Genomic DNA, 25,874 nt, shown 5'->3' with positions numbered 1-25,874 from the left:
GGCGGTTCGAGGCAGTCCTTGAAATGGTCCCTGTGCGTTATGCAGCAGAATGTTGAGAGCTGCTTCTTTTGCTTGCTCGATAGAGATTCGTGACTTGTCGTCGAAAGACATGGACGCCTCGTTGTCATGCTGGGTTGAAAAGACGAGCACACGCGCCTTCAAGCTTTCTACTGAATTCTCATTCGGTCGGAAACTATCTTGACAAATTGCTTGGCAACCTGACGATAGTCGAACAATTCGACCACGCGTTTCCGACCCGCTTCACCCATGCGCTTTCGCAGTGCGCTGTCCTGCATGAGTTGCAAAAGATACTTTGCGATGTCGGGCACACTGGCACGGTATTCAACGGTCCGCGGATTTGGAAACACAATCCGATGACTGGTCTGGTAGTCGTGACCTTCACCGTAGAGCGCCTCGGTGATCTTTCTTTCCTCAGCTACATTAGCGAGGAATGCCGTCTCACCGTGGACCATGGTGTCGCGAAAAGCCATGGCATCGATTGCAATTACCGGCTTTTCACAGGCGTTCGCCTCGACCTGAATCATGCCAAAACCTTCCAACCGCGAAGGCGCAGCATAGATGTCGCAAGCAGAAAGCAAGTAAGGCATGAAGTTTTGCGAAACAACATTGGGCGAGTAGATGACCTTCTCGCCAATGCCTAGATCTGCCGCCAGTTTGAGATCGATGAGGTTCTGTTGTTCGGTGCGGGGTTGAGGCCAGACCTTGCAGACATATCTCCAGTCAGGTGCTTCGTCATCAATCATGGCCAGCGCCTTCATTACTTCCTGCGCGCCTTTGGATGTTCCGTCGCCGCCAGCGGTCAGGATCATCAACTGATCCTTCGATATTCCAAACTCCTCTCGGATCGATTGGACCTTCAGGTCATCTTGACTATGCGGTTTGTATCGGTCCGTGCCGCAACCCACTGGTAACACCACAATGTTGTCTCCGCGGATGCCGTCTCTGATATAGACCTCCTTTACCCAGTTGGAAGTCACAAGGATCAACGGCAGAGCATTCAGCACATCACGGTGTTCAGCAACATAACCATCGGCCACAAGCCATGGCACAGCCTTCATTCCAAACTTGTGCGGATGCAAAATCAGATTGGGGAGATGACCCCAGAATCCTACGCCCACCACGATGTCCGGCTTGAACCAACGATAGTACCATTCCTTTTCCAAAGTCGATTCCAGATGTACCGGGTGGACATCCACGCCCATTTCGTACAGACCTTTGCATAGCAGCTCGCCTTGCAGGGCCAAGCCTGCCGCCGGTGCCGGATATTCGCTCAATACAAGTACTTTCACGATTTGTTCTCCAATATTGCTGTGCGATCGAGCGCTGCTTGCGGTGAATCAAAACACCAGAAGCCTTCTTCTCGGGGTGTTGCCTGCGCTTCCCAACTGTCGGCTCTATAGCCGTAAACATTGGTGATCAGCCTGTATTTCTCCATCCAGACGCTTTCAGCCAAGATGTCTCGCCGGTCTGCATCTGTGCGGACCCGGGGGAAATACGCACGCTCACCATCTTCGTACGCAAAGAGCCATAGCCGCTTTGAGTCGACATGAGCTGCACGCCAAAGCTCAATAACGCTCCGGCTGCATTCTTCATGACGGCGATGCCGTGTGTACTCGCCCCTTGGGCCATGAGTCAACAGCAGTTGATAACTGTTGTCACTAAGTAGGCTGGTGATGGCCGCCTGTACTCGGTCGGGCGGAAGAGGCGTCTGCTCAGGACCATCATCCAGATTTGCCATCTCACCCTCAGCACCCAATTGCTGCAAGACTCGGCGAAACTTTGGAGCGCGATCTAAATCGTATTCCCTGCATAGAGTCACGATTCGCCAATCGAATTCCGGGTGTGTGAGTATGTAGCCTCCACACCACAGAATTTCGTCATCTGGATGGGCAACGACAACAGCGGCCTGAGGACGCGCGACTCCTCTCACTTGATCGGGCGGAACGGAGGTCATAGGCTTCCTCAATGACAAAAAGAGCATGAATACTCAGGCGCTCACAATTTGGTGTATATTGCTGACTTCGAAAGGTTGTACAGAAAACCCCAGGCGAGCAGGTTGAATGCAATTGGCGCGAGCACGGACAAGGGTCCTCATATAAGACTGTGCAACTCGATTCCAAACCATACGCCGTGAATAATAGTAAGCGCGTCTGCTCATAGCCTCCCGAGCGATATCGTTGTCCAGAAGTCCTATCGTCGCTCCTGCCAAGGCACCAGAGTTGTCAAAGAGAACCAGTGTTCCACGCCCATCAGCCAGAAGTTCTGTTGCGTACCAGTACGGGGTCGAGATGATTGCCTTCCCGGCACCCATGGCGTATGCAAGTGTTCCGGAAACAGCCTGTGCTTCGTATCGATAGGGCGTAATGTAAATGTCGGCTGAGGTCACCAGCGAAGCCATCTCTTGAGGGCTGACAAAGCGGTTATAGAAGATCACATTCTTTTCGACTCCAAGTTTCTTTGCCAGATCTTGCAACTGAAACCTGTATTGATCGCCTTCGCAAAGCCGGACATGAGGATGAGTGGCACCTGCGATGATGTAGACGACATCGCGATGCTGCGACAATATTCTCGGCATTGCATGAATCATACTTTCAAATCCCTTATTGGGAGACAACAGGCCAAATGTGAGCAACACAGTTTTCTTTGTGTCCTCATGGACGATCATGTGATTGTTCTGCGTTGCAGTGGGCAAGTCCGGAATGCCATGGGGAATCAGGTCGATCTTGTTTTCAGAAACTTCAAAGATGTCCTGAAGAAACTGAGAAGAATGCTCGCTCATCACAACAAGCCGCTCGGATCGTGTGGCGATTTCCTGGAGGACGCTTCGTTGATCTGCATCCGGCTCACGAAGAACCGTATGTAGTGTTGTCACAACGGGCATTTTGAGATGCTTGAGCAGTTCCAGAATATGGCTGCCTGCCTTCCCTCCATAAATTCCGTACTCATGCTGCAAACAAACAACATCAACATCTTTAGAGTTAAGAAAGTTGGCGGCTGCGCGATAGGATGAAATGTCGCCCTCTGTTATCTCAAATAGCACTCTGGAAGGGTAAGCATATGGCGATAATGGGTCGTTGACGGCCACAACCGATAATTCAGAGGACTTATACTCAGAGGCAATCGCATTACACAGATCATTTGTGAATGTTGCAATCCCACACTGACGAGGAAGATGGTTTCCTATTACCGCTATCTTTTTGGGATTCGATCGGTTGGAGCTTCGCTCCATGGACAATGCAGAATTCCTTCCGAATACGGGAAGTTGTGCTTCGCGTTGCAATAGAGCGCTTGGTGCAGAGCTGGCAAATATATTTGACGCGGCCATTGCTGCCTCCTTGGGTTATGTCCTGGGTCAAACAAGACCCATGAGTGTGGAAGAAAACAAAAAGTTCACATCGGAGCCGAATGAAAGCAAGTACTCATATTCCCGGCAACTGATGACCCAATTTGAATCTTCAACCTGTTGAGCCAGGAAACTACTCCATCGGAAGAACGAAAGGCAATTGCTCCAAGTGCTTCTATCTCGTTCGCCGATCCAGATAAATGCTCGGTGTGGCTCACATCGAACGCCAACAAAGTGTTGGCATCCTACTCAGATACTTGCCTCTTTACAGTTGAAATCATCAAGTAGCACGCATATTAAAGAATGGTCACAATCGCACAATGACTTTGTATATCTGACTCACGAACGTGTTTTCGATCAGAGTGATTTTTAGAAGCCGTCCCATTTTCTTCGTAATCGGAGACAAATGCCTTTCACTTCCATCATCTGTAAAGCACGTCGCAAGTGTATGGTCACAAATGAACGTCGAACTCGCCTTTCACAAATGTGCTATATGCCAAGTGATTGCTTAGTGGAGAGATGGCGTACTAACGACTTGAATGCGCTCGCACGCTATTTCCATCCGCCGCCAAGCGCGCTGTAAAGCTGAACCAATGAAAGCGTCTCTTGTTGGCGGAATTTTGCTTGAGACATTTCCTCGGAATAAAGAGTCATATCGCTTGCAAGAACCTCCAGATAACTCGTTCGTCCATTGTTATAACGATTCAGAGCCAAATTGCGGACATCTCTGGCCTCTCTAGTCTTGTCCTCTTGTGCCACGCGGATCTCTCTTGAATTGTGACAGGCGATCAGGGCATTCGAAACGTCTTTGAAGGCAGCAGCAATCGTTTGCCGATAAGCAATCGCCGTCTCCTTCTGAGTCTCCTCGGCCAGGTGCAGATTGCTCTTCAATTTACCGCCGACGAACAGGGGCTGGGTTACGCTGACTGCTCCAAACCAAAAGCGGCTATCTGTATTGAAGAGTTTATCGAATTGGCTGGTCGCCGTTCCTCCCATACCCGTAATGCTCACTTGCGGAAAGAACTGTGCTCTCGCCACGCCGATGCGAGCATTGGCTGCAATCATCTTCGCCTCCGCTGCCTGAATATCGGGTCGACGCTCTAATAATTGTGACGGTATGCCAGGGGGAACCTCTTGAGGGTCAGCCAGCAGAAGCGCTTCCGCTCCCCGCGAAATAGGACCGGGGGCGCGGCCAAGCAGGAGACTGATGTTGTTTTCCTCCTGATGTATTTGGATTTCGAGTCCGGGCATCGCTGCTTTTGTGCCATCGAGAAGCTGCTGGGCTTGATGAACATTGGTCATTGTTGCCGACCCGACGTTTTCACGTAGCGAAATGAGGCGAAGAGATTCTTGCTGCGCGTCCAGAGTATTTCGTATGATCTCCAACTCTGCATCCAGAGTTAGCAGCTGAATATAGGAGGTTGTGACATTGATGACGACAGTGCTCAATGTCGCCCGGCGTCCCCACTCTGTGGTCAGAAGCTCGGCACGCGCAGCTTCGGTTTGGCGGCGATAGAGCCCCCAGAAATCTAGGTTCCATGCGGCGTCTGCGGTTATCCCGCCTCCATTAAAAGTGGAAGGGTAGCCTGCGCTCAGTGCGTCTGTCGGGATTCCGATAGTGCTGTAGGCCGCGCCTCCGCTGACTGAAGGCAAAGACTGCGACCGCGCGATGCCGACCCGTGCCTGCTGCTCGATCACTCGCCTTGCGGCAATTTGCAGATCGAAATTGTTGGTCAGGGCTTCGGCGATGAGCGCCTTCAGTTTTTCATCCTTGAAGACTTCCGACCATTTCAGATCGCCCAACGATGGGGCCAAATCCTTCGTGACATTCTCTGCGGGCGCATATGCTGGCGCGGCATCACGGAAGACAGGCGGAGCAGTTACGGATAGCCGCTGATAGTGTGGACCCACCATGCAGCCAGAGAGAAAACCGACCGTCGTGAGCGTGCTTCCCAGAAGTATAAGTCGATTCATACTCATCCTTTGTAATGCACATCGAATATGTTTGAGGGTCAGGACAACTGGATACGCCTGTTTCATGGTTGAACCGTGCCAATCGATCGTCGAAAGCTTATTAATGCTGCGAAAAAAAATAGAGAACCGATGCCAAAAATTGCCAGGAACTGCGGCCATACGATGCTCAGTCCCGCACCTCGATAGAGAATAGCCTGGGCCATGGTGACGAAGTGAGAAGTGGGTGCCAGAAGCATGATCTTCTGAACCAGGATGGGCATGCTTGCCTGTGGTGTGAGTGACCCCGAGAGCACTTCCAAAGGAAGCAGCACAAGAATGACAAGAAGTCCGAATTGAGGCATGGAGCGAGAGATGGTCCCCATGAGTATTCCCATGGATGTAGTAGCGAAGAGAGTGATCAACAAGCCGAAAAGAAAAAGAAGTACGGAGCCGGAGATGTTGACGCCGATAAATCCACGTACAACAATTTCAAGTCCGAAGACTGCGGCTATCATGACCACAACACCCATTGACCACACCTTAGAGGCAACAATCTCAAAGGGCGTGAGCGGCATGACGAGCAGATGTTCAATGGTTCCGTGCTCGCGCTCGCGCACCAGCGCCGCTCCGGAAAGAATGATGGAGAGCATGGTGACGTTGTTAATGAGTTCCATGACGCCTGCATACCAGGCCTGAATCAGATTGGGATTGTAGAGCATACGCGCATCGAGATCGACGGGGAGAGGTGTAGCTGCGCTGTATCCCTGCGCGAGATCGCTCACATCACCATCAATGATGCTTTGCATATAGACGGAGCCGATGTAGGCTTCGCTGACCAGAGTGGCATCGACATTGAGTTGCATAGCAGGTTCTCGACCGGCCAACACATCGCGCTGGAAGTTTGGCGGTATGTCGAGTGTGAAGCTGTAAGTTCCCCGGTTTATACCTTTATTGGCGTTGTCTTGTGAGGTGATGACCGGCGGCATGAAATAGGGAGGGTAGAGGCTATCTGCAATGCGCATTGACATAGGCGTTCGATCTTCGTCGACAATCGCAACGGGGGCGCTTTGCAATGTTTCTGGCTGGCCTTTGGCTGCAATATAGATATCGAATGAGAAGGCGAATGCAATGAGGATGAGCATCGCCGGATCGCGGTACAAGCTGCGAAATTCCTTGATGCCGAGGTGGAAGATGTTCATGAGAGTCGTCATGCGATCACGCTCCTTGCTTCTTGAGCAATAGAATGCTGAAAATGGTCAATAAGGGAATCATTGCGAGCAGAACGACAAATGAGGTGGAAAGTTCCGAGAATCCAATGCCTTTGGAAAACGCACCTCGCGCGATGGCAAGGAAGTATGTGGTGGGATAGAGACGCCCTATCACCGCGCCTGCGCCTGACAAGGAGGAAACGGGATTGAGGAGACCGGAGAATTGTAGGGCGGGGAGGACCGTACCAATTGCAGTTCCAAAGATGGCGGCAATCTGGCTATCCATAAACGTGGACATAAGCAGGCCGAGTCCGGTTGCGCAAATGACGTAGAGCAGTGCTCCTGTTGCCAGTGCAAGAACGTTGCCGGAGATAGGTACCTTAAAAAGAAAAATTGCCAACAGGATCATGAGTGCGAAGTTCGCCATTCCGACTGCAATGTAGGGTAACTGCTTGCCGATCAAGAACTCGATCTTGGTTACCGGTGTTACATAGAGATTAAGAATGGAGCCGAGTTCTTTTTCGCGCACGACACCAAGAGCAGTGAGGATGGCGGGGATAAAGATGAGCAGTAGTGGAATGACCGCTGGCACCATGGCGGTGACACTAGACACGTTCGGGTTATACAGGAAGCGAGTCTCTAGGTTGAAAATCGGTCTGGCGTTCACTCCCAGGCGGTGTGTGGCAAGATTGATGAGGTATATGTAGTGCATCGATTGCACGTAGCCCAGCACCGTTTCCGCACGCTGTGGCATGGCGCCGTCCACCCATAGCCCGATGGCCGGTCGCGCGTTGCGATGGAGATCCTGACCGTAGTTTGGAGGTATCTCAACAGCGAATGTAAGTTCGCCATCGCGAATGCGCCGATCAAGATCGTCATAGTCCGTGATGGCGGGCTTTTCGATGAAGTAAGGGGAGCCTGAAAGATTGAGCGCATAGTCCTGGCTGGCCGCACTCTGGTCGCGGTCGAGGATGGCGTAGGAGACGTTGTTCACGTCGAGACTGATTCCATAGCCAATGACAATCATCAGCAAGACAGTTCCGCCCAGAGCGAGCGCGAGGCGGATAGGATCGCGGCGAAGTTCAATCATTTCGCGATACGCATAGGTCAATAATCGTTGCAGGCTGAATACGGGATTTCTCTGCGATTGTTTCAGAGGATCGCTAGGAAGCTGAGCCGGATTGTTCGCGTTCGCAGAAATGGCGATGGGAGAGTTGGCTTTTTCCGTTGGGGTTTGGGCTTTTTCGAGATAGTCAATAAAAGTTGCTTCGAGCGTGCCGAGTCCGCGGGACGCCACCAACGCAGCCGGTTCGCCCGTGGTCAGGATTTTGCCGGCATTCATCAGCGAGATGCGGTCGCAGCGCGCGGCCTCGTCCATAAAGTGGGTAGAGATGAAGATGGTCACCCCATCATTGCGGGAGAGACCAAGCATCAATTCCCAGAAGATATCCCGTGCGATTGGATCCACACCGGAGGTTGGTTCGTCGAGGATCAGCATAGAGGGGCGATGGATCACAGCAACGGCCAGGGATAAGCGCTGGCGAATGCCCAGCGGCAGTTCATCCGGCAATTGATTCAGCACCGCTTCAAGCCCGAATCGTTGTGTCAGCTCTTCCACACGTGCATCGATTTCAGCTTCTGGCACAGCATAGAGCTGTGCGTGAAGGAGTAGATTCTGACGAACGGTGAGTTCCGTATACAGAGAGAAGGCTTGCGACATATAGCCAACATGACGGCGGGTTTCAAGATCTCCGGCGCTGACAGGCTTGCCAAAGAGAAGCGCCTGACCTTCAGAGGCCTGCAATAGACCGGTGAGCATCTTCATGGTCGTGGATTTTCCGCAACCGTTCGAACCAAGAAAGCCGAATATCTCTCCGCGACTTACACTTAGAGTTACATGGTCAACGGCCATGAACTTGCCGAACTTCTTGGTCAGACCGCGGGCTTCGATAACGACCTGCGCATCTGGCTTACGTGGAGGAATAACTAGCTCACGATGTCCCTTGCGCTGATCTTCAGGCAGAAATTGGATGAATGCGGCTTCGAGCGTCTTCTGGCCAGTTTTCTCTTTTAGCTCATGCGCCGATCCAGTCGCCAGTACATCTCCGGCATTCATGGCAATGAGCCAGTCGAATCCTTCAGCCTCTTCCATGTAGGCCGTTGCGATGATCACACTCATCCCAGAGCGGCGTTCGCGTATGTTTTTGATCAAATCCCAAAACTGCCGCCGGGAAAGTGGATCAACTCCAGTTGTTGGTTCATCGAGAATCAGAAGATCGGGATCGTGAATCAGTGAGCAGCAGATGCCCAGTTTCTGTTTCATTCCACCGGAGAGCATTCCGACTGGACGATCGCGGAATGCAGCAAGTCCGGTGGCCGCAAGTAATTCGTCTATGTGCTTTTCACGCTCTCGGCCGGTCAGCCCAAAGAGTCGCCCAAAGAAATCGATGTTTTCTTCGACGGAAAGCGTTGGATATAGATTCCTGCCAAGACCTTGCGGCATATAAGCAATGCGAGGACACACGCGCTCGCGATGAGAGCGATCTGCCATATAGCCGCCAAGAACTTCGATTGTTCCCTTTTGTATCTTTACAGCACCGGATATGAGGCCCAGAAGGGTAGACTTTCCCGTGCCGTCAGGGCCGATAAAACCAACCATCTTTCCTACAGGAATATCCAGACTTACATTGTCGACTGCGACCGTTGCACCATAGGAGTGGGCTGCATTCTGCAAGCGCACAACTGAGACTGAAGGGCCAGTCACTGCTGGGACCTTACAGCCAATTTAGTGGGCCAGGCCAAGGTAGGATCAAGACGAACGTAAGCCATTCCCGGCACACCTGACTTGATTTGCGAGGCACGCTTATGCAGGATTTCGGGACTTATTCTTGCTTTCACTCGAAATACCAGCTTTTCCCGTTCACTCTGGGTCTCCACAGACTTAGGCGTGAATTGTGCAACACTCTCAACAAAAGTTACTGTTGCCGGAATCACATCGTCGGGAGTTGCATCAAGAACGATATGAACCTCGGACCCAATGGACACCCGTCCAGCAGACAATTCCGGAAGGAAGAACGTTATCGTCACATCGCTCAGATCGATCATGCTGAGTACTTTGCCGCCGTCTCCGACAACTTCACCGGGCTGAGCAATGCGGTATTGAACCCTTCCACTTCGTACCGCTTTCAATACAGTGTCATCAATTTGTGCTTGAATCTGGCTTTCGGATGCCTGTATTGCAGCAACATTCGACTGCGCTCCAAGAACCTGATAGTTGGCAGCTTTGATTGTGGATTGGAATGCTTGTAGTTGCGCCTTTGCAGCGACAACTGCTGCGGTAGCCTCTTGTCGGCGCGCCATCTCTTCGTCGAGTTCCTGAATAGAGGCGGCGTGTTGTCCAGACAAGATATGGGTCCGTTCCTCAGTCTTTTCGGCCACGGCTAACTCAGCCTCGCGTTGCGTGACCATCGCAGCCTCTGCGGACTGTTCGCTCTCATGCTGTGCAACCATTGCCATGGCCGTGTTCGTTGCATTGCGGGCCTGAAACTCCTCAGCCTGAGCCTGCCTCAGTTGTGCATGGAGTACCGGCGTGTCCATTCTGGCTACGACCTGCCCGGCGATAACCACGTCGCCTTCATCCGCGTACATTTCACTGATACGCCCCGGAGCCTTTGCTGCAATATCCAGCTCGACAGCTTCAATGCGACCGTTCCCGCTGGCAAAACCTGCTCCCAGTCCTTTCGCCCGATAATGCTGCCAGATGAAATAGGTAGCAAGGGCGATGATCGCGAGTATAGCTGTACCGATGGCAGGTTTGAGATACCGGCGTACCTTGTCTCTAACGTTGAAATAGTTAGTCGTACCGGTTTTTACCCGCGCGGGATCCTGACCCTCCCTCGTTTTCTGATCTCCGGGTACATTCTTGGGGGACATTTGCTTGGTTGCGTCTTTGCTGGTTGTTGCAGTGACCATTGCGCCATCCTTGCGGTATTCGTGCCTGTCAGTTGGCGACAGCCGGGCATCTTCAAGCACTATGTCTGCTACGGGAATTCCTGTCCATGTGGTTTTGATAGGACTGGAAAAGGGTGGGAAGCCTCAAGTACCTTGTCGGCCAGTCAATGGAAGAGATCGCACGTCGTTATGCTTGCGCCTTTGCAGAGCATCTTCTAGATGTGCTGAATTTCATAACTGGCATTTATCGCTTCAATTACCACATCGAGGAAATTCCACTGCACCGCGGGTCTTCCATATTCATCACAGCAGGATTGAACCGAGGGTCTTCTATCTCGAACCCTACTTGACGGTGGAGGCTCTTGTACCTGGGGTCTTGAGACTCTGTGATTCCACTATCGAGAAGGTTTTTGCAACGACAATCTTCGGTTGCAGATGTCGCCACTCTGCATCGAGTCTCTTCCATCTGGCTCACCTCAAACATGCGTTGGATATTGCATATGACTGTTTCCTGAACGATCTAAGATAAGACTGGCGCAGTTAGCAAGACCCAATCTGCTCAATAGTGAACACTTCGCTAATCTCAGTCTTAAAACCTCTGTATGCGCAATTCCCACAGCTCGGCTCAGCCAAGCCTTCTGGTCATAATTGACCGGACTCTCCGTTGCGTTCTCTTTGATAGTACAGATGGTGGCCTCGCGATATCTGGCTGAAACTGCGCGTAACAATTCCGCCATAATATTCCTTGCTGACGAAATGCTTTTCAGAGGTACGCCCAAGATACGTGAAATGGAACGAGAAACGAGCAAGTTCAAATGAATACGCAAACGCTGAGAGACACCGCAAATATTCTTTTTGCTGACAGCAAGGGTCTGCTTGCCATGGATGAGAGCAACGGAACCTGCAACAAGCGATTTGCCAAGCTTGGGATTCCGCAGACCGTTGCAATGCGGCGCGATTATCGGGAGATGATTATCCGCACTCCTGGACTCAGTGAGTGCATCAGTGGAGCAATCCTATACGACGAAACGATCCGTCAAGAGCAGAGCGACGGCACGCCCTTTATCAAAGTCCTGATTAATGCGGGAATCATTCCTGGGATCAAGGTCGATATAGGAGCAAAAGAGTTGGCTGGGCATCCAGGAGAAACAGTCACCGAGGGACTGGATGGATTGCGAGAACGCCTGGCGGAATATTCTCAGATGGGCGCGCGCTTTGCTAAATGGCGTGCGGTCATCGCGATTGGCCGAGGAATTCCCAGCTTGGGTTGCGTGGATGCCAATGCTCATGCGCTCGCCCGCTATGCAGCGCTTTGTCAGGAGGCGGGTCTGGTTCCTATTGTTGAGCCGGAGGTTCTGATGGGTGGCGATCATACGCTGGAGCATTGCCGCAAGGTCACAGAGGAAGTACTGCGAACAGTCTTTAATGCACTGGTTGCGCAGAGGGTTTTGCTGGAAGGAATCATTCTAAAGCCAAACATGGTTCTGCCGGGGGCGGATTGCAGCAAGCAAGCGGAGATAGAGGAAGTTGCCGAGGCAACTGTCTCATGCCTGCTGCGAGCAGTCCCCGCAGCTGTTCCTGCCGTTGCATTTCTTTCCGGCGGACAATCCGTAGAGTTGGCATCTACTCATTTGAACGCAATGAATGTTAGATTCAAATCGCGGCTTCCCTGGGCGCTGGCATTTTCGTTTGCCCGCGCCATACAGCAGCCGGCATTGGAGATATGGCACGGAGAGGAAACAAACGTGTGGGCGGCACAGAAGGCTTTGTATCATCGCACCCACTGCAACATGGCCGCACGCAATGGTGAATATTCATCGGATATGGAGAAGCAATGACCGGAAGCAAGCACAATCCTGAAGGAAACAGCAGCGACAATGGTGAACCGGATCCTGGCCCGTATTGGCGACGTATGCATCGCGACTGGAAGTTCTGGGTAGGTGCCGTCTTTATGGCTGGCGCGCTCGCTATCTATGTTCTGAGTGGCGATCTGGCGTGGGTTCCAAATGGTCATCGGCAGCCTGCAATACCAGCAAGTGCCGTGAATTGAGAGTTCTATGAAGATAGACAGACGGCGGCACAAATGCCTCTGAGACAGTTGTATCCTCTTCGCTTCGACCCGATCTATCAATATCGGTTATGGGGCGGTCGGCGCTTGGGACAATTACTCTCCACGCCGCTTCCAGGCGATGGACCTATCGGTGAAGCGTGGGTGCTGAGTGATCGCACCGACCATCAAAGTGTGGTTGCGAATGGATCACTAAAAGGCCAGACACTTGGACGAGTCATAGAGCAGTATCAGGAGCAGATGATGGGCAAACTGTCTTCACGCTTCAGGCGCTTCCCACTTCTGCTCAAGTTTCTGGATGCGCACGAGATGCTCTCTGTGCAAGTGCATCCCAGCGATCATCGCTCTGAACTGACTCCGGGTGGCGATGCGGCAAAGATCGAAGCGTGGGTGGTTATCGAAGCTGAAAAGGCAAGCCATATCTATGCTGGTCTGAAACCGGGAACAACTGCCAGTAAACTGCGGCATTCTCTCAAAGATGACTCCATTGCGGATTGCCTCGTGAGCATCGTTCCGGAGCCCGGAGATGCAGTATTCATCCCTGCAGGAACCGTTCACACGCTGGGCAATGATGTCGTGGTTTTTGAGGTGCAACAAAATAGCGATGTGACATTTCGACTTTACGATTGGGGCCATATTGACCCGAAGACCAAAGAACCGCGGCCGCTACAAGTTGATCAGGCATTTACCTGCATCAATTTCGACGCAAGCGATAGTTGTCTGGTCGCGGCCCGCGTAGAGACCACCGTCCCTGTTGAGCGCGAGAGACTCTTCGATTGTGATGCATTCCAATTATGGAGATTGCTTGGCCATGATCCGTTCCCAGTTGGAGTAACGGCGGAGCCGCACGTGTTGGCTTGCATTGCGGGTTCAGGCCAGATCGTGTGCGATGGCAATCCTTACGCGGTTGGGAAGGGAGATGTTTGGCTCTTGCCGGCGGAGATTGGAAGGTGCGTCTTTCAACCCCAAGGAGAGATAACTCTGCTGGACATCGCGATCCCTTGATGGTGCTGAGAATCATTATGCAACTGAATCGCAGACTGGGAGACGGATGAAAAAGCTCATTGTGTTTGATCTGGACGGAACCCTCGCACCTAGCAAGTCATCGCTCGCCCCAGAAACTGCAGAACTGTTGCGTGACCTCCTTGGGATCATCAAAGTGGCAGTTATCTCTGGAGGAGCTTGGGCGCAGTTTGAAAAGCAGCTTCTTGCCGATTTGCCCAAAGATAGTCTCTGTGCAAATCTGTCTCTGCTACCAACCTGCGGAACAAAATTCTTTCAATTCGACGGCAAGTGGACAGAACTTTACTCAGAGGATCTTACAGCTGAGCAGAAAAAGAAGATTTTCGATTCTCTGGATAAGGCAGCGAAAGGGGCAGGTTATTGTCCTAGACCGTTGTGGGGAGAAGTGATCGAGGACCGGGGAAGCCAGGTGACGTATTCCGCACTGGGTCAGCAAGCACCTTTGGCAGAGAAAGAAAAGTGGGATACTGACTTTGCCAAGCGCAAGAAGATTGCAGCCATCCTGGAGACTCTTATCCCAGAGTTTTCAATTCGTCTGGGCGGTGCAACCTCAATTGATGTAACCAAACCGGGCATTGACAAAGCTTATGGCATAGGTAAGTTACGAGACACTCTCCAGCTTTCATTGAAAGAGATGGTTTATGTCGGGGATGCATTGTTTACAGGCGGGAACGATTATCCTGCTGAACAAGCCGGTGTCGTGTCGATCCCTGTAAATGGGCCTGACGATACCAACGTGGTCATCAAGACGATCCTTGCTTGCCTTGGCAACAAGTGACTCTGGCAATGGAGAAATCGGGCGAGGAGATTCGATGAGCAGCTTCAAGTTGCAACGCCTGGGCATGATCATGGAGCCAGAATCCGGTAATCCGCATGAAGTGGAAGGGGTCCTCAACCCTGGGGCCGTACGCGGAACTGATGGCGAACTATATCTCTTTCCGCGGCTGGTTGCGAAGGGAAACTATTCGCGCATCGGGATAGTTCGTGTGCGTTTTAATGAAGTCGGCAATCCGTCTGGCGTGGAGCGACTTGGTGTCGCATTAGAGCCTGAAGCTGATTATGAGCATCGGCTCGATGGCAGCGGTGGTTGCGAGGATCCCCGCGTCACCTTTGTTGAACCGCTCAATCGCTACATCATGACGTACACGGCGTTCTCGCAGCTGGGGCCGAGAATTGCGATGGCTGAATCCAAGGATCTCTTCCACTGGACGCGGTTGGGACTCGCAACTTATGCTCATTGGCACGGCGTTGATTTGGCGAACGTGGACGACAAGGATGCAAGCCTATTTCCCGTTGCAATTCCTAACTCGACGGGAAGACTGGAATTGGGTATGCTCCACAGGCCTCTATTTGCAGGCACACAGCCAAAGGAGACCGCGCGCCACGTTGGAGTGCGTGATGTGGATCTTGACCGGGAGAGTATCTGGATTTCATATTGCACATCGGCCTTGAAGGGCGGTGTTGCGGACCACCCGGGTAGGTTTACTTCTCATCACAGGCTTGCGACTCCGGTGTCACCCTGGGAGCGGCTTAAGATCGGCGCGGGGACACCGCCCATTCTGACCAGGCATGGTTGGCTAATTGTGTACCACGGCGTGTGCGAGGTGCCGAGAGTCGGTAGTGGTCATCCGTTGTGCTATTCGGCGGGAGTGATGGTGCTTTCAAAGCTGCATCCGCGAGTCATTCGCTATCGCTCGCTTCAGCCGGTATTGACGCCACTGCTTCCCGAGGAACGCGACGGGACCGTCGCCAATGTTGTCTTTCCAACAGGCATCGACCGGCGCGACGATCTTGGAACTCCAGATCGCTTCGACGTCTACTACGGAATGGCAGACAACCGGATAGGTGTTGCGCGCCTTGACTTGCCTGAGACAGTTCCGTCAGAATCTTTCGCTGATGCGCCTGAGGCAAAGGTTTAGACCTCTGGTGGCTGCGGAATGAGTTTCCAGAATCACACCGCCTGATTGAACGACGAAAGGAAAGTTGATGAAGAAAGCAACCAAGATCACCTGCGCATTTGTAGATGTTGGTGATGTTCTTCTCACAGATGGCTGGGATCATCTGGCTCGCAAGCGGGCTGTGAAGCACTTCAGACTAGAGTGGGCTGAGATGGAGGATCGTCATCACCTGACCTTTGAGGTCTTCGAAATGGGAAGACTAACTCTCGAAGAATATTTGAATCTGGTTGTCTTCCATAAAAAGCGATGTTTCACTCACGATCAGTTTCGGCAGTTCATGTTTGCGCAGTCAAAGCCCTTCCCGAAGATGATTGAATTAGTTACGAATCTCAAGCAGAATCTTGGGTTGAAGATTGTGTTTGTAAGCAATGAATCTCGTGAACTGAATGCATTTCGAAGCAACAAGTTCGGCTTGGACAAACTGTCGGATTGCTTTGTATCTTCAAGCTTCGTTCGCCTGCGCAAACCCGACGTGGCAATTTTCAAGCTTGCTCTGGACTTGGCTCAGGTGCGGCCTGAGAACTCGATCTATATCGACAATACACCGATGTTTGTTCAGATCGCAAAAAGCCTTGGTATTCAGGGTATTCTCCATAGGGACTACAAAACTACGTGCACAAAGCTATCCGCAATCGGTCTGAATGCGAGATGAGTGATTCATAATTCTTCTGGCTCGCTTCATGAATTCGAGTTTGGTCGTCAACGTTGCCAACTGATCTGACCTGCCTCAAGCGGCACAAAAGCATTGGGATGGTGGGGAATGATGCGCACGGTATAGTCGCTCGCTGGGCGCGCTGCTGACACATGGGCCGAATAGACGATCGTATCTTGTGAATCCGCGTGGGCTGTGGCGGCGACCATCACTTCGCGAGCAGGTTTACCTCCCTGAACGGAGTCTGCGTAGAGTTCTACTTGCAGTTGATTCTGTGTGAGGGGTCCCAGGAAAACTCCGACTTGAAAATAATGCTGGCCGCCATGCGTCTCTATTTCCACTGAGCCAAATCGCACTGTGCTCCAATGCCTATCGATCTCCTGCTGCCAATGAAGCAGATTTGCGCCAAGCGCGTTGTCATCCGCAGCACGCTCACAATAGCCCGACGCGGCTGGAAGATAATAATCTTCCGTATACTCGCGAATTGAGCGTGTTGCTGAGAATTCTGGGGTCAGACGCGCCATACTCTCGCGAACTCGCGCTAACCATTTCAGTGGAAGGCAGTTTTCATTCCGCTCATAAAACTCTGGAATGGCTTCGTTCTCTAATGCTGCATATAGAGCTTCAGCTTCTGTGCGATCCCAGGCAGGATCGTCTCCATGCTCTTTGCCGTCACCGATGGCCCATCCCACTTCGGGGGAGTAAGCCTCAGCCCACCATCCGTCCAACTCCGATAAGTTCAAACCGCCATTCACGAGAACCTTCATCCCACTGGTTCCGCAAGCCTCCCAAGGGCGTCGCGGTGTATTGATCCATAAATCGACACCGTGAACCATGTGCTGCGCCAGCATCATGTCATAGTCGGTTAGAAAGATGACTCTCTAACGAACTTCCAGACGCCTGATAAAATCCTTCCACTTTTTAATCAATGCCTGTCCGGGTAAATCCTGTGGGTGTGCTTTGCCGGCCAGAATCAGTTGAACTGCCCTTTGAGGGTCTGTGAGTACGCGAACCAACCGCTCTGAATCCAGCAGGAGAAGATCAGGACGCTTATAGGTGGCAAAGCGCCGCGCAAAACCAAGAGTCAGTGTATTTTCATCGAAGATATGAGTCGCATTTGATGGGTCTCCGCCTTCTGAAGCGAGCTGGCGGGCGTAGCGTTTCCGCAACCGATCAATCAACGTCTTTCGCTCCGTGGATCGCATCTTCCAGATCTGCTCATCGGATAAGCGACGGATGTCATCTTCAACTGCGCGATCTTCGCACCAACGTTTTTTACCACAGGTTGTGGTCCATAGAGTATCGGCCTGAACCGAATCCCAGGTTGGCACATGGATGCCATTGGTTACTGAGCCAATCGGCACTTCTGCCTGAGGCCAGTTCGGAAAGAGCGGCTGGAATATATGTCGGCTCACTTCGCCGTGCAATTTGCTCACTCCATTCACACGACCGCTGCTTCGAAGAGCGAGATAAGCCATATTGAAAGGTTCTGTATTGTCAGCAGAATTCTGTCTGCCCATCTTCAGCAATTCATCCAGTGAAATATGCAGTTCATCCTGCGCATAGTGATCGAGATACTGCCGGATCAGTTGCGGTTCGAAGCGATCGAATCCTGCTGCAACTGCCGTATGTGTCGTGAAGACATTTCCAGCCCGCGTAACGGCCAGGGCGAGATCAAACGGCTTCTTGTGATCTTCCATATAGAAGCGCGCTCGTTCAAGCACCGCAAACGCTGCATGGCCTTCATTGAGATGGCAGACTTCAGGTTCCAGATCAAGCGCGCGCAGCAAGCGCCATCCGCCAATTCCGAGAATGATTTCCTGCTTCAACCGCATCTCCGCATCACCACCATAAAGTTCACTGGTGATTCCTCGATGTGCGGCCGTGTTTGCAAAGTCGTTTGTATCGAGCAAGTACAGCTTCGTTCTTCCAACCGAAACTTCCCAGCAGCGAAGCCAGATCATTGCTCCCGACAGGTGAATCTGTAACCGCAGCCACTCACCGTTCCCTTGTCGCAGAGGTCGGATGGGCAACTGGCCCGGATCATTGACCGGATAAAGTGCCTGCTGGCGGCCCTCCGAATCGAAGTCCTGACGAAAATATCCCTGACCATAGAGCAGCCCAACTCCAATGACTGGAACACCCAGGTCGCTGGTGGCCTTCATCTGGTCGCCGGCAACGTTCCCCAAGCCGCCCGAATAGATTGGTAATGCTTCGGTTAGCATGAACTCCATGCTGAAGTAGGCGACTGTCGTGAGTTTTGTATTTGAATGCTTGTGCTGGAACCATGCGTCATCACGATAGGAATCACGATTGCGCTGAAGTAGATTGTTGAGCTTGCGGCGAAACTCCACATCGTCCAATGCAGCCTTGATCTTTTCATGGGAGACTGTTCGCAAAATGACCCACGGGTTTTGCGTAGTTTCCCAGAGATCCTTGTCAAGCTTTTCCCATAACTCATCGGCAGCGTGATTCCAGGACCAGTGGAGATTTAGCGCCAACTCCATCAGCGTGTCAACTCCATCAACCGCGAACCATTCAGATGGTGCCTTCGGATCGTTCAAATATTGTCTCCTGTACGCCGGATCAAATCAGTGGAGGCCACAATCGCAATTTATAGGCGACAGCGGCCTCCGCGTTGATTTTAACAAGATGAAGTTTAACTATCCGTGAACATGGCCTTTTGTGGATGCCCCTTGGCGAGCGGAGCTGGGACGGTGGAATCACTGAAGTCCTTCGTCCACTGCCAGTTCCTGATTTCCGGCATATCTTCGAGGTGCTCGCGGATATAGTCGTGGTGGCGTTGCAATTCTTGATTGAAGAAGTTGATGGCATTCTCCGCTTGCAAACGAAGACGAGGAATGTGCTTCAATGCATCCAGAGCAAGGTGGAAGCGGCTCATCTCGTTCAGCACGACCATGTCGAATGGAGTAGTCGTCGTGCCTTGATCCATATAACCATGCACGTGGAAGCGAGCTTCATTGGAGCGTCCGTGAACCAATGTGTGAATAAGCCAACGGTTGTTGTGGAAGGCGAAGATCACCGGCGCATCTTCAGTGAACAGTGCGTTGAACGACATTTCGTCCATGCCGTGCGTGTGTTTGTCCGGAAACATCATCGTCATCAGATCGACAACATTGACGACACGCACCTTGATGCCCGGGACGTGCTTCTGCAACAGCCACGAAGCCGCGCAGGTCTCAATAGTGGGCACATCGCCGGCGCAGGCCAGCACAACATCCGGCTCGCCACCTTCATCGTTAGTGGCAAACTTCCAAGTGGATGCGCCTTTTGAGCAGTGCTCTAAAGCTTCGTCCATGTTCAACCACTGAAGCTGTGGCTGTTTGCCGCAGGTGACAACATTCACGTAATCGCGACTGCGAAGGCAGTGGTCGAAAACGCTCAGCAGGCAGTTGGAGTCGGGTGGATAGTACACGCGAATGACTTCACTTCTCCGCGCCAGCGCATTGTCAACATACCCGGTCGCCTGATGGCTGAAGCCATTGTGGTCGTTGCGCCATGCATGACTTGTAAGCAGGACATTGAGAGACGCGAGCGGCCTGCGCCAGGGGTACTCGCGGCATTGCTCCAGCCACTTTGCGTGTTGAGTGGTCATAGAGTCAACCACCTGCGCGAAGGCTTCATAAGAGGACCACATTCCATGACGGCCCGTAAGCAGATAGCCTTCAAGCCATCCCTGACAGAGATGCTCGCTCAACACCTCCATGACGCGGCCATCCGGGCCGAGTTCATCGTCGATCGAGACAATCTCTGCCATCGAACAGCGCTTGGTGGCCTCGAAGATGGAGTTCAAGCGATTGGAGTTTGATTCATCGGGGCAGAACATACGGAAGTTAGTCAGGTTCATTCTGAAGATGTCGCGGAAAAAATCACCTAGTTTACGCGGAGCTTCGGCAAGAACTTGTCCTGGTCCCGGTATTTCGAGCGCGTAATCGGTAAAGTCGGGCAGGGCCAGCGTGATCAGAGATCTTCCGCCATTCACATGCGGATTGCCTCCCATACGTCGATTACCCGCGGGCGAGAGCGCAGCGAGTTCATCAATGAACTTGCCGTCTTTGTCGAATAGTTCATCAGCCTTATAACTCTTCATCCAGGATTCAAGAATCTTAAGGTGCTCGGGATTCTCACGCACTGTTGCGAGAGGCACCTGATGTGCGCGGAAGGTGCCCTCGATGGGAATGCCATCCACTTCCTTGGGGCAGGTCCATCCCTTCGGTGTACGGAAGATAATCATAGGCCAGACGGGCTGCTTTTTGAATCCGTTCTTGCGAGCCTCCTGCTGAATTCCACGAATCTCTGCATAACAATCCTCAAGCGTTTGAGCGAGGAGTTGATGCACAACTTCGGGATCGTCGCCTTCAACGAAATATGGCTTGTAACCACGTCCCACATAAAGGGCTGTCAAGTCTGCATCGCTGGTGCGTCCCTGAGCAGTTGGCCCCGATATTTTATATCCGTTGAGATGAAGAATCGGCAGTACCGCCCCGTCGCGTACGGGATTGACGAAGTTGACCGACTTCCAGCTTCCCTCCAGCGGGCAGGTCTCTGACTCGCCATCCCCGATGACGCAGGCGACAATCAGGTCCGGATTGTCAAAGGCCGCACCGAAAGCGTGCACCAGCGAGTAGCCAAGTTCACCTCCCTCATGCAGAGAGTTGGGAACGTGCGGTCCGCAATGACTGGGCACGCCACCCGGTGTGGAGAACTTGCGAAACATGAGCCGCAAGCCGTCTTCATCGCGCGTGATCTCGGGATGAACCTCTGTGTAGGAGCCTTCCAGATACGAGCAGGCATTGAGCGAAGGGCCGCCGTGCCCTGGGCCAGAGATATAGATGATGTCCGCATCATGCTCTTTGATCAGCCGGTTCAAATGAATATAAATAAAGTTCTGTCCCGGCGAGGTACCCCAGTGACCGAGCAACCTTGGCTTGATTTGTTCTGCCTTTAGCGGCGAACGAAGCAATGGATTATCAAATAAGTAGATCTGGCCAATACATAAGTAGTTCGCTGCACGCCAATAGCGATTCATCTTGTCAAGCATCTCAGAAGAGAGCGGGCCCTTTGGAACCGGCGCTCTCGCTTCAAGTCTTCCATCTGCTGCAATCGCGGTTGACAGACTCACGTCAAAGATGAATCCGGAGGAATTGCCAAACTGATCGAAGTTCTTGCTGGAAGGTTTCGGCGTATCGTCCTTTTCAAGGTTAATGGGGAGTTCTGTGGTGGCCATCATAGCACTTCCTTTCTCGTTCTCCGCAACTGCTTCCAACTTGGCAACAGCTTCCGGATTTCAGACTGTTTAACTTCAACCGTGATAAGGCACGGCCTCACTTGGCAAGCATCTTGCGAATTGATTGCAACTCGGCCCGGTGCTTTTCAGTTGTTGCTGGATAGGAAGGTTTCAATCCATTCAGTGCGTCAAGGACAATTTGAGAGACAATCAGACGGGCGTCATTCTTATCGTCAGCGGGAACAACATACCAGGGAGCATGATGTGTGCTGGTCGCGCTGAGGCACTCTTCGTAAGCCTTCGCGTTGTCTTTCCAAAACTTTCTTTCATGAATATCTGCAAGACTCAACTTCCAGTTCTTCTCTGGATCATCGATGCGCTCCAGGAACCGCTTCCGCTGCTCATCTTTCGAGATGTGCAAGAATATCTTGACGATGCGCGTGCTGTTTCGGTCAAGGTGCTTCTCGAAGTCCACAATAGAGCGATACCGGTCATCCCATTTCGACTTATCATCGTGTAGCTGCTTTGAAAGCCCTTCGTTGCGGAGCTCCTCCGGATGAACTCGAACGACGAGTACTTCCTCATAATAAGAACGACTGAAGATGCCGATATGACCGCGCTGGGGTAGATGGCACACAGTGCGCCAGAGGAAATCATGTTCCAGTTCTTCGGCGCTCGGTTGCTTGAAGCTTGTAACTTCGCATCCCTGTGGATTGACCCCGGACATGACGTGCCGGATGGCGCCATCCTTGCCGGCAGCATCCATGCCCTGAAAGATAAGCAGAAGCGCATGGCGGTTGGATGCATAGTGAAGCTGCTGTAACGCGCTGAGATCCTTCACATGCTCTTCAAGCAGCTTTTGATAGTGCTTCTTCGTCTTGGTCAGTGCTGGAACCGCCGTGGGCCATTCGCTCAGGTTAAGCTTCTTGCCTGGCGGCACGTGGTAGATCTTCGAATCGATCATCATGTTGTTCACATTCCCTGTAATTCTGATTGGCTGCAGACAATTTATTTCGGAACCTGGCAGCGGGGCAAAGAGTCGCGCGAGCCGTTAAGACTCTCCGACTCAGTATCGCCTTAGAATGACCATGAATCTGAGCAGTTGTGCTCAAGACCCGTTAAAACAACAGTGGTAACAATTTGTTCAAGGCCGTAACCGGTGGACAGCGGTCAGGGCCTTGTATCCCGATATAACATCAGAGAGTTCCTCGTCAATCGACTCTTGGCGGATGCGATGCAATTTGAGGTTCAAGTCTTCCAGGATACCGTCAATGTTCTTCTCTGCCCGCTGCATCGCTGATAGGCGGCTGGCATTTTCGCTGGCAAGCGATTCAGCGCAGGCTTGAAAGAGCAGGACAAAGAGGTATTCGCGAATGAACGCCCGTAGCGGCGACTTGTCTCCTTGGATAACTTCCGGAGGCAACTTGGTTGGCCATGGAGCAGCGGCAAGCTGTTTCTGCCAGGCGAGATCCAAAGGCAGTAGCCGCTTGCTTATGGGCTCGTAGACCGATCCAGATTTTGGGTGGTTGTGAAATAAATACACCTCGACTACCTCGCCTCGCTCTCGAGTCGCTTCGACATCGATCAGAATCTGTCCAACTAGCTCAGTAATGGCATTGACAGAACAAGGCACGGACAAGATTTCAGCAGTCGGCATTTCAGTATCGGCCAAAAGGGCGTGGATGCGTTCTCCGAGGGGCCATATCCTCGTGATTGTGCCGGGGAGAGCTTTGAGAGTATTAACGGCGTATTCAACGACGACCTCATTGAACCTTCCTACGAGACCCTGGTCCGAACCAAAGACGATGGCTCCAATTCCGTGCTTCTTCTGTGATCCTGTTTCTGTCGTGTCGTAACCAGGTCCGGCTTGACGCAGGCACGCTGTCAAGGCGAGTTCCACCTTGATTGCATAGTCATCGAGCGAGTGGACTGCTTTTTGATACTGTCCTATGCTCGATGCGGCAATCGCCTTCATGGAACGAACGACGGCTTCCAGATCAGCCGCTCCGGAGATCTTCCGCGTCAGGCTTTCGATCGCTCCACTCATGGTGCAGGCTTCTTAGCAGGTTGGGCCACCGGAACTGGCTGGAGCGAAGCCAAAGCACGTTGAGCGATTGCAAGGATCGTCTTCCGATCGTCATCGGTGAACTTATCATCTGAGGTTAGCCGCTCCGCCACATCCGCTGGAATATCAGTTGCGGCTTTCTGGAGCGCACGCTCGGCGTCATTCACTTTGTCAATTGGCAGTATATCGAAGAGCCCCGCGGTCAAAGCCAATAGCACCACAACCTGCTCAATCATGGAAACGGGGTGAGATTCGGATTGCTTGAGGCAGGCACGAATACGCTGTCCGTGGTCAATCGTTTTTTGAGTCGCTTCATCAAGTCGGGTTCCAAATTTTGCGAAGGCTTCCAGTTCTTCAAACTGTGAGTAAGCAAGCTTGAGACTGCCGGCAACTGTGCGATATGCAGCCCTCTGCGCCGCTCCGCCGACACGCGAAACCGACTTGCCAACGTCAACTGCTGGTAGGATTCCAAGTTGAAACAGAGTGGGCGAAAGATAGATCTGTCCGTCGGTGATGGAGATCAGGTTGGTTGGGATATAGGCAGAAATGTCCTGTGCCTCGGTTTCAATGATAGGCAGCGCCGTAAGAGACCCACCTCCTCGTTCCTTGATGAGATGGGTCGAGCGTTCCAGCATTCGCGAATGAATATAGAAGATGTCGCCGGGAAAAGCTTCACGTCCCGGAGGGCGGCGCAGCAACAGCGATAGTTCGCGATAGGCGCGGGCATGATGTGTGAGATCGTCGTAGACAATCAGGACATCGCGTCCCTTTTCCATGAAATACTCTGCAATGCTGGTTGCGGCATAAGGCGTGATATAAACGAGGCCGGGCGCATTGTTGTCTTCTACGACAACCACAACGGTATATTCCATCGCACCTTTCTTGTCGAGGTTGGTCACTACTTTTGCAACAGCAGCAGCCCGTTGGCCAATCGCACAGTAAACGCACACTACATTCTGACCACGCTGGTTGAGGATTGTGTCGATGGCGATGGCTGTCTTGCCGGTCTGCCGATCACCGAGAATCAATTCACGTTGTCCACGACCGATGGGGACAAGTGCGTCAACCGCTTTCAGGCCGGTCTGCAAAGGCACACTGACCGCGGCGCGATCCATGATTGGTGCAGCGGGACGTTCAACGGGAAGACGTTTCTCTGCAGCGATTGAACCCTTGCCATCCAGCGGATTTCCCAACGGATCAATCACTCGGCCCAGAAGACCGTCACCCACAGGCACGTCCATCACTCGGCCGGTCCGCTGCACCTCGTCGCCAGTGTGCAGATTCTGGTAGTCGCCGAGCAGGATAACTCCGACCTCATCTTCATCCAGATTGAATGCAATGCCAAGCAGACCGTCGGGGAATGCCACGATCTCTTCGTAACCAACGCTGGGAAGACCTGAGAATGTCGCAATCCCCGTGGAGACTTTTGTGACGATGCCCACTTCATGAGGAGTCAGTTTGGCCGTGAACTCCTCGCGCCCCTGTTGCAGCCGTGCAAAGGCGCGTTCGATGACCGGCTGCAAAATATTGGCTGAAGTTGTCATTTGGCTCCAACAAGTGCAGCAGGTTCGGGTTCGGCCACTTTCGCAATCTCTGGCTTTGGTGTGGCATTGATGGTCGCTGGGGATTGTGTGTCTACAAGGTCATTGAGTTTCTTGCTCAACTCGGTGAGATAGTTCGAGATGCTCCACGCAACCTTTTGGCCGTTGGCGGTTAATTCGATGCCGCAGACTGCGTCCTGCGATTCTTCGAATTTGATCCGCACTACTGCTGTGAATGTTTCGTTGAGGGCATTTTGAATTGCGGCTCTCTGGTCAGCGGGCAGTTCAAATGCACTGCGAACCAAAGCCGGTTGCGATGAATTCTTGAGCGCCACGCCTAATAGCTCTTTTGCCTTAGGATCCAACTCCCACAGGCGGCGCGTGAACACCTCCCCAACGCGTTCTTCGAGGCTGACTGTGGCAAGGTCCGTGAGCGTCTTTCGCGCGATGGCAAAGACCTCTTTCTCGGCCAAAAGGGTAATCTCACTGCCCAACCGAATTTGATCGTTGCGCAGGGCGTCCATCTGGCTAGCCCGCGAGCTATCTGCATCCTTTTTGGCTTGATCGACAAGGCGCTCGTGCTCAGTCTTCGCTTCATCCGTAGCTTTGCCGAGCAGTGCGCTCCGCTGTCGGTCAAATGTCTTGTTCTTGTTTTCAAAATCGGCGCGCTCCTTTTCGGCCTCAGACCTCTTTGTGTCTGCGTCGGCAAGTTCAGCGGCAATGTTCTTTTCCCGCGCGTCGATGGCATCGAGAATAGGTTTGTAGAGAAAGTGCTTCAACAACCAAACCAGGATGAGGAAGTTGACAATCTGGGCTCCGACAGTGAACCAGTCAATGAGCATC

General features: G+C 52.4%; 18 protein-coding genes and 1 pseudogene. 6 read left to right on the top strand and 13 right to left on the bottom strand.

Annotated elements, in window-relative coordinates; translation table 11 throughout:
• Window positions 1-167 precede the first annotated feature (167 nt).
• The 7 genes from ACOBR2_RS01630 to ACOBR2_RS01600 form a co-directional block, all read right to left on the bottom strand.
• Window positions 168-1,310 carry a glycosyltransferase family 4 protein gene (locus ACOBR2_RS01630; RefSeq protein WP_420238338.1) on the bottom strand — a complete coding sequence of 381 codons (1,143 nt, stop codon included), beginning with the start codon at window positions 1,308-1,310 and terminating at the stop codon, window positions 168-170.
• Window positions 1,307-1,975: a PIG-L deacetylase family protein gene (locus ACOBR2_RS01625; RefSeq protein ID WP_420238337.1), complete on the bottom strand. Its 669-nt coding sequence runs from the start codon at window positions 1,973-1,975 to the stop codon at window positions 1,307-1,309. Before ACOBR2_RS01625 ends, ACOBR2_RS01630 begins: the two co-directional genes overlap by 4 nt.
• Before the next feature lie 33 nt (window positions 1,976-2,008).
• Window positions 2,009-3,346 (bottom strand): glycosyltransferase family 4 protein, encoded by a 1,338-nt coding sequence (locus ACOBR2_RS01620; RefSeq protein ID WP_420238336.1) that lies wholly within the window; start codon window positions 3,344-3,346, stop codon window positions 2,009-2,011.
• Window positions 3,347-3,916: 570 nt separating this feature from the next.
• The gene (locus ACOBR2_RS01615; protein WP_420238335.1) at window positions 3,917-5,497 is read right to left on the bottom strand and encodes an efflux transporter outer membrane subunit; all 1,581 of its coding nucleotides are present in this window, start codon (window positions 5,495-5,497) and stop codon (window positions 3,917-3,919) included.
• Window positions 5,401-6,528, bottom strand: coding sequence for an ABC-2 transporter permease (locus ACOBR2_RS01610; protein ID WP_420238334.1), 1,128 nt, complete (start codon window positions 6,526-6,528; stop codon window positions 5,401-5,403). Before ACOBR2_RS01610 ends, ACOBR2_RS01615 begins: the two co-directional genes overlap by 97 nt.
• 4 nt (window positions 6,529-6,532) lie before the next feature.
• Entirely contained in the window at window positions 6,533-9,265 is a 2,733-nt protein-coding gene (gene rbbA / locus ACOBR2_RS01605; RefSeq protein WP_420238333.1) for a ribosome-associated ATPase/putative transporter RbbA, read from the bottom strand.
• Between the two features lie 20 nt (window positions 9,266-9,285).
• On the bottom strand, window positions 9,286-10,557 hold the full coding sequence (locus tag ACOBR2_RS01600) for an HlyD family secretion protein (RefSeq protein WP_420238332.1): 1,272 nt from the start codon (window positions 10,555-10,557) through the stop codon (window positions 9,286-9,288).
• Between the two features lie 734 nt (window positions 10,558-11,291).
• Here ACOBR2_RS01600 and ACOBR2_RS01595 point away from each other — a divergent pair.
• The 6 genes from ACOBR2_RS01595 to ACOBR2_RS01570 all read left to right on the top strand — a co-directional run bounded on the left by ACOBR2_RS01595 (window position 11,292) and on the right by ACOBR2_RS01570 (window position 16,177).
• Window positions 11,292-12,314 (top strand): class I fructose-bisphosphate aldolase, encoded by a 1,023-nt coding sequence (locus ACOBR2_RS01595; RefSeq protein ID WP_420238331.1) that lies wholly within the window; start codon window positions 11,292-11,294, stop codon window positions 12,312-12,314.
• On the top strand, window positions 12,311-12,526 hold the full coding sequence (locus ACOBR2_RS01590) for a hypothetical protein (RefSeq protein ID WP_420238330.1): 216 nt from the start codon (window positions 12,311-12,313) through the stop codon (window positions 12,524-12,526). Before ACOBR2_RS01595 ends, ACOBR2_RS01590 begins: the two co-directional genes overlap by 4 nt.
• A gap of 33 nt (window positions 12,527-12,559) precedes the next feature.
• Window positions 12,560-13,549, top strand: coding sequence for a type I phosphomannose isomerase catalytic subunit (locus tag ACOBR2_RS01585; RefSeq protein WP_420238329.1), 990 nt, complete (start codon window positions 12,560-12,562; stop codon window positions 13,547-13,549).
• Window positions 13,550-13,595: 46 nt separating this feature from the next.
• On the top strand, window positions 13,596-14,345 hold the full coding sequence (locus tag ACOBR2_RS01580) for an HAD-IIB family hydrolase (protein WP_420238328.1): 750 nt from the start codon (window positions 13,596-13,598) through the stop codon (window positions 14,343-14,345).
• Window positions 14,346-14,379: 34 nt separating this feature from the next.
• Window positions 14,380-15,486: a hypothetical protein gene (locus ACOBR2_RS01575; protein WP_420238327.1), complete on the top strand. Its 1,107-nt coding sequence runs from the start codon at window positions 14,380-14,382 to the stop codon at window positions 15,484-15,486.
• Window positions 15,487-15,553: 67 nt separating this feature from the next.
• Window positions 15,554-16,177 carry an HAD-IA family hydrolase gene (locus ACOBR2_RS01570; protein ID WP_420238326.1) on the top strand — a complete coding sequence of 208 codons (624 nt, stop codon included), beginning with the start codon at window positions 15,554-15,556 and terminating at the stop codon, window positions 16,175-16,177.
• 47 nt (window positions 16,178-16,224) lie between these two features.
• Here the strand turns inward: ACOBR2_RS01570 and glgP are convergent.
• The 6 genes and pseudogenes from glgP to ACOBR2_RS01540 form a co-directional block, all read right to left on the bottom strand.
• Window positions 16,225-18,684 (bottom strand): annotated as a pseudogene (gene glgP, locus ACOBR2_RS01565) (alpha-glucan family phosphorylase).
• A 152-nt stretch (window positions 18,685-18,836) separates the two neighbouring features.
• Window positions 18,837-21,428 carry a phosphoketolase gene (locus ACOBR2_RS01560; RefSeq protein ID WP_420238325.1) on the bottom strand — a complete coding sequence of 864 codons (2,592 nt, stop codon included), beginning with the start codon at window positions 21,426-21,428 and terminating at the stop codon, window positions 18,837-18,839.
• Between the two features lie 94 nt (window positions 21,429-21,522).
• A complete protein-coding gene (locus tag ACOBR2_RS01555; protein WP_420238324.1) occupies window positions 21,523-22,392 on the bottom strand; it encodes an ADP-polyphosphate phosphotransferase in 870 nt (289 codons plus the stop codon).
• A gap of 177 nt (window positions 22,393-22,569) precedes the next feature.
• On the bottom strand, window positions 22,570-23,472 hold the full coding sequence (locus ACOBR2_RS01550; RefSeq protein ID WP_420238323.1) for a F0F1 ATP synthase subunit gamma: 903 nt from the start codon (window positions 23,470-23,472) through the stop codon (window positions 22,570-22,572).
• A complete protein-coding gene (locus ACOBR2_RS01545) occupies window positions 23,469-25,034 on the bottom strand; it encodes an alternate F1F0 ATPase, F1 subunit alpha (RefSeq protein WP_420238322.1) in 1,566 nt (521 codons plus the stop codon). The genes ACOBR2_RS01550 and ACOBR2_RS01545 overlap by 4 nt, the downstream gene beginning before the upstream one ends.
• Window positions 25,031-25,873 carry a F0F1 ATP synthase subunit delta gene (locus ACOBR2_RS01540; protein WP_420238321.1) on the bottom strand — a complete coding sequence of 281 codons (843 nt, stop codon included), beginning with the start codon at window positions 25,871-25,873 and terminating at the stop codon, window positions 25,031-25,033. Before ACOBR2_RS01540 ends, ACOBR2_RS01545 begins: the two co-directional genes overlap by 4 nt.
• Window position 25,874: the final 1 nt, after the last annotated feature.

The organism is Telmatobacter bradus (assembly GCF_048629425.1).
Lineage (GTDB): Bacteria > Acidobacteriota > Terriglobia > Terriglobales > Acidobacteriaceae > Telmatobacter > Telmatobacter bradus.
The sequence above is the reverse complement of the archived record's forward strand: the minus strand, read 5'-3'. Positions and strand labels throughout refer to the sequence as shown.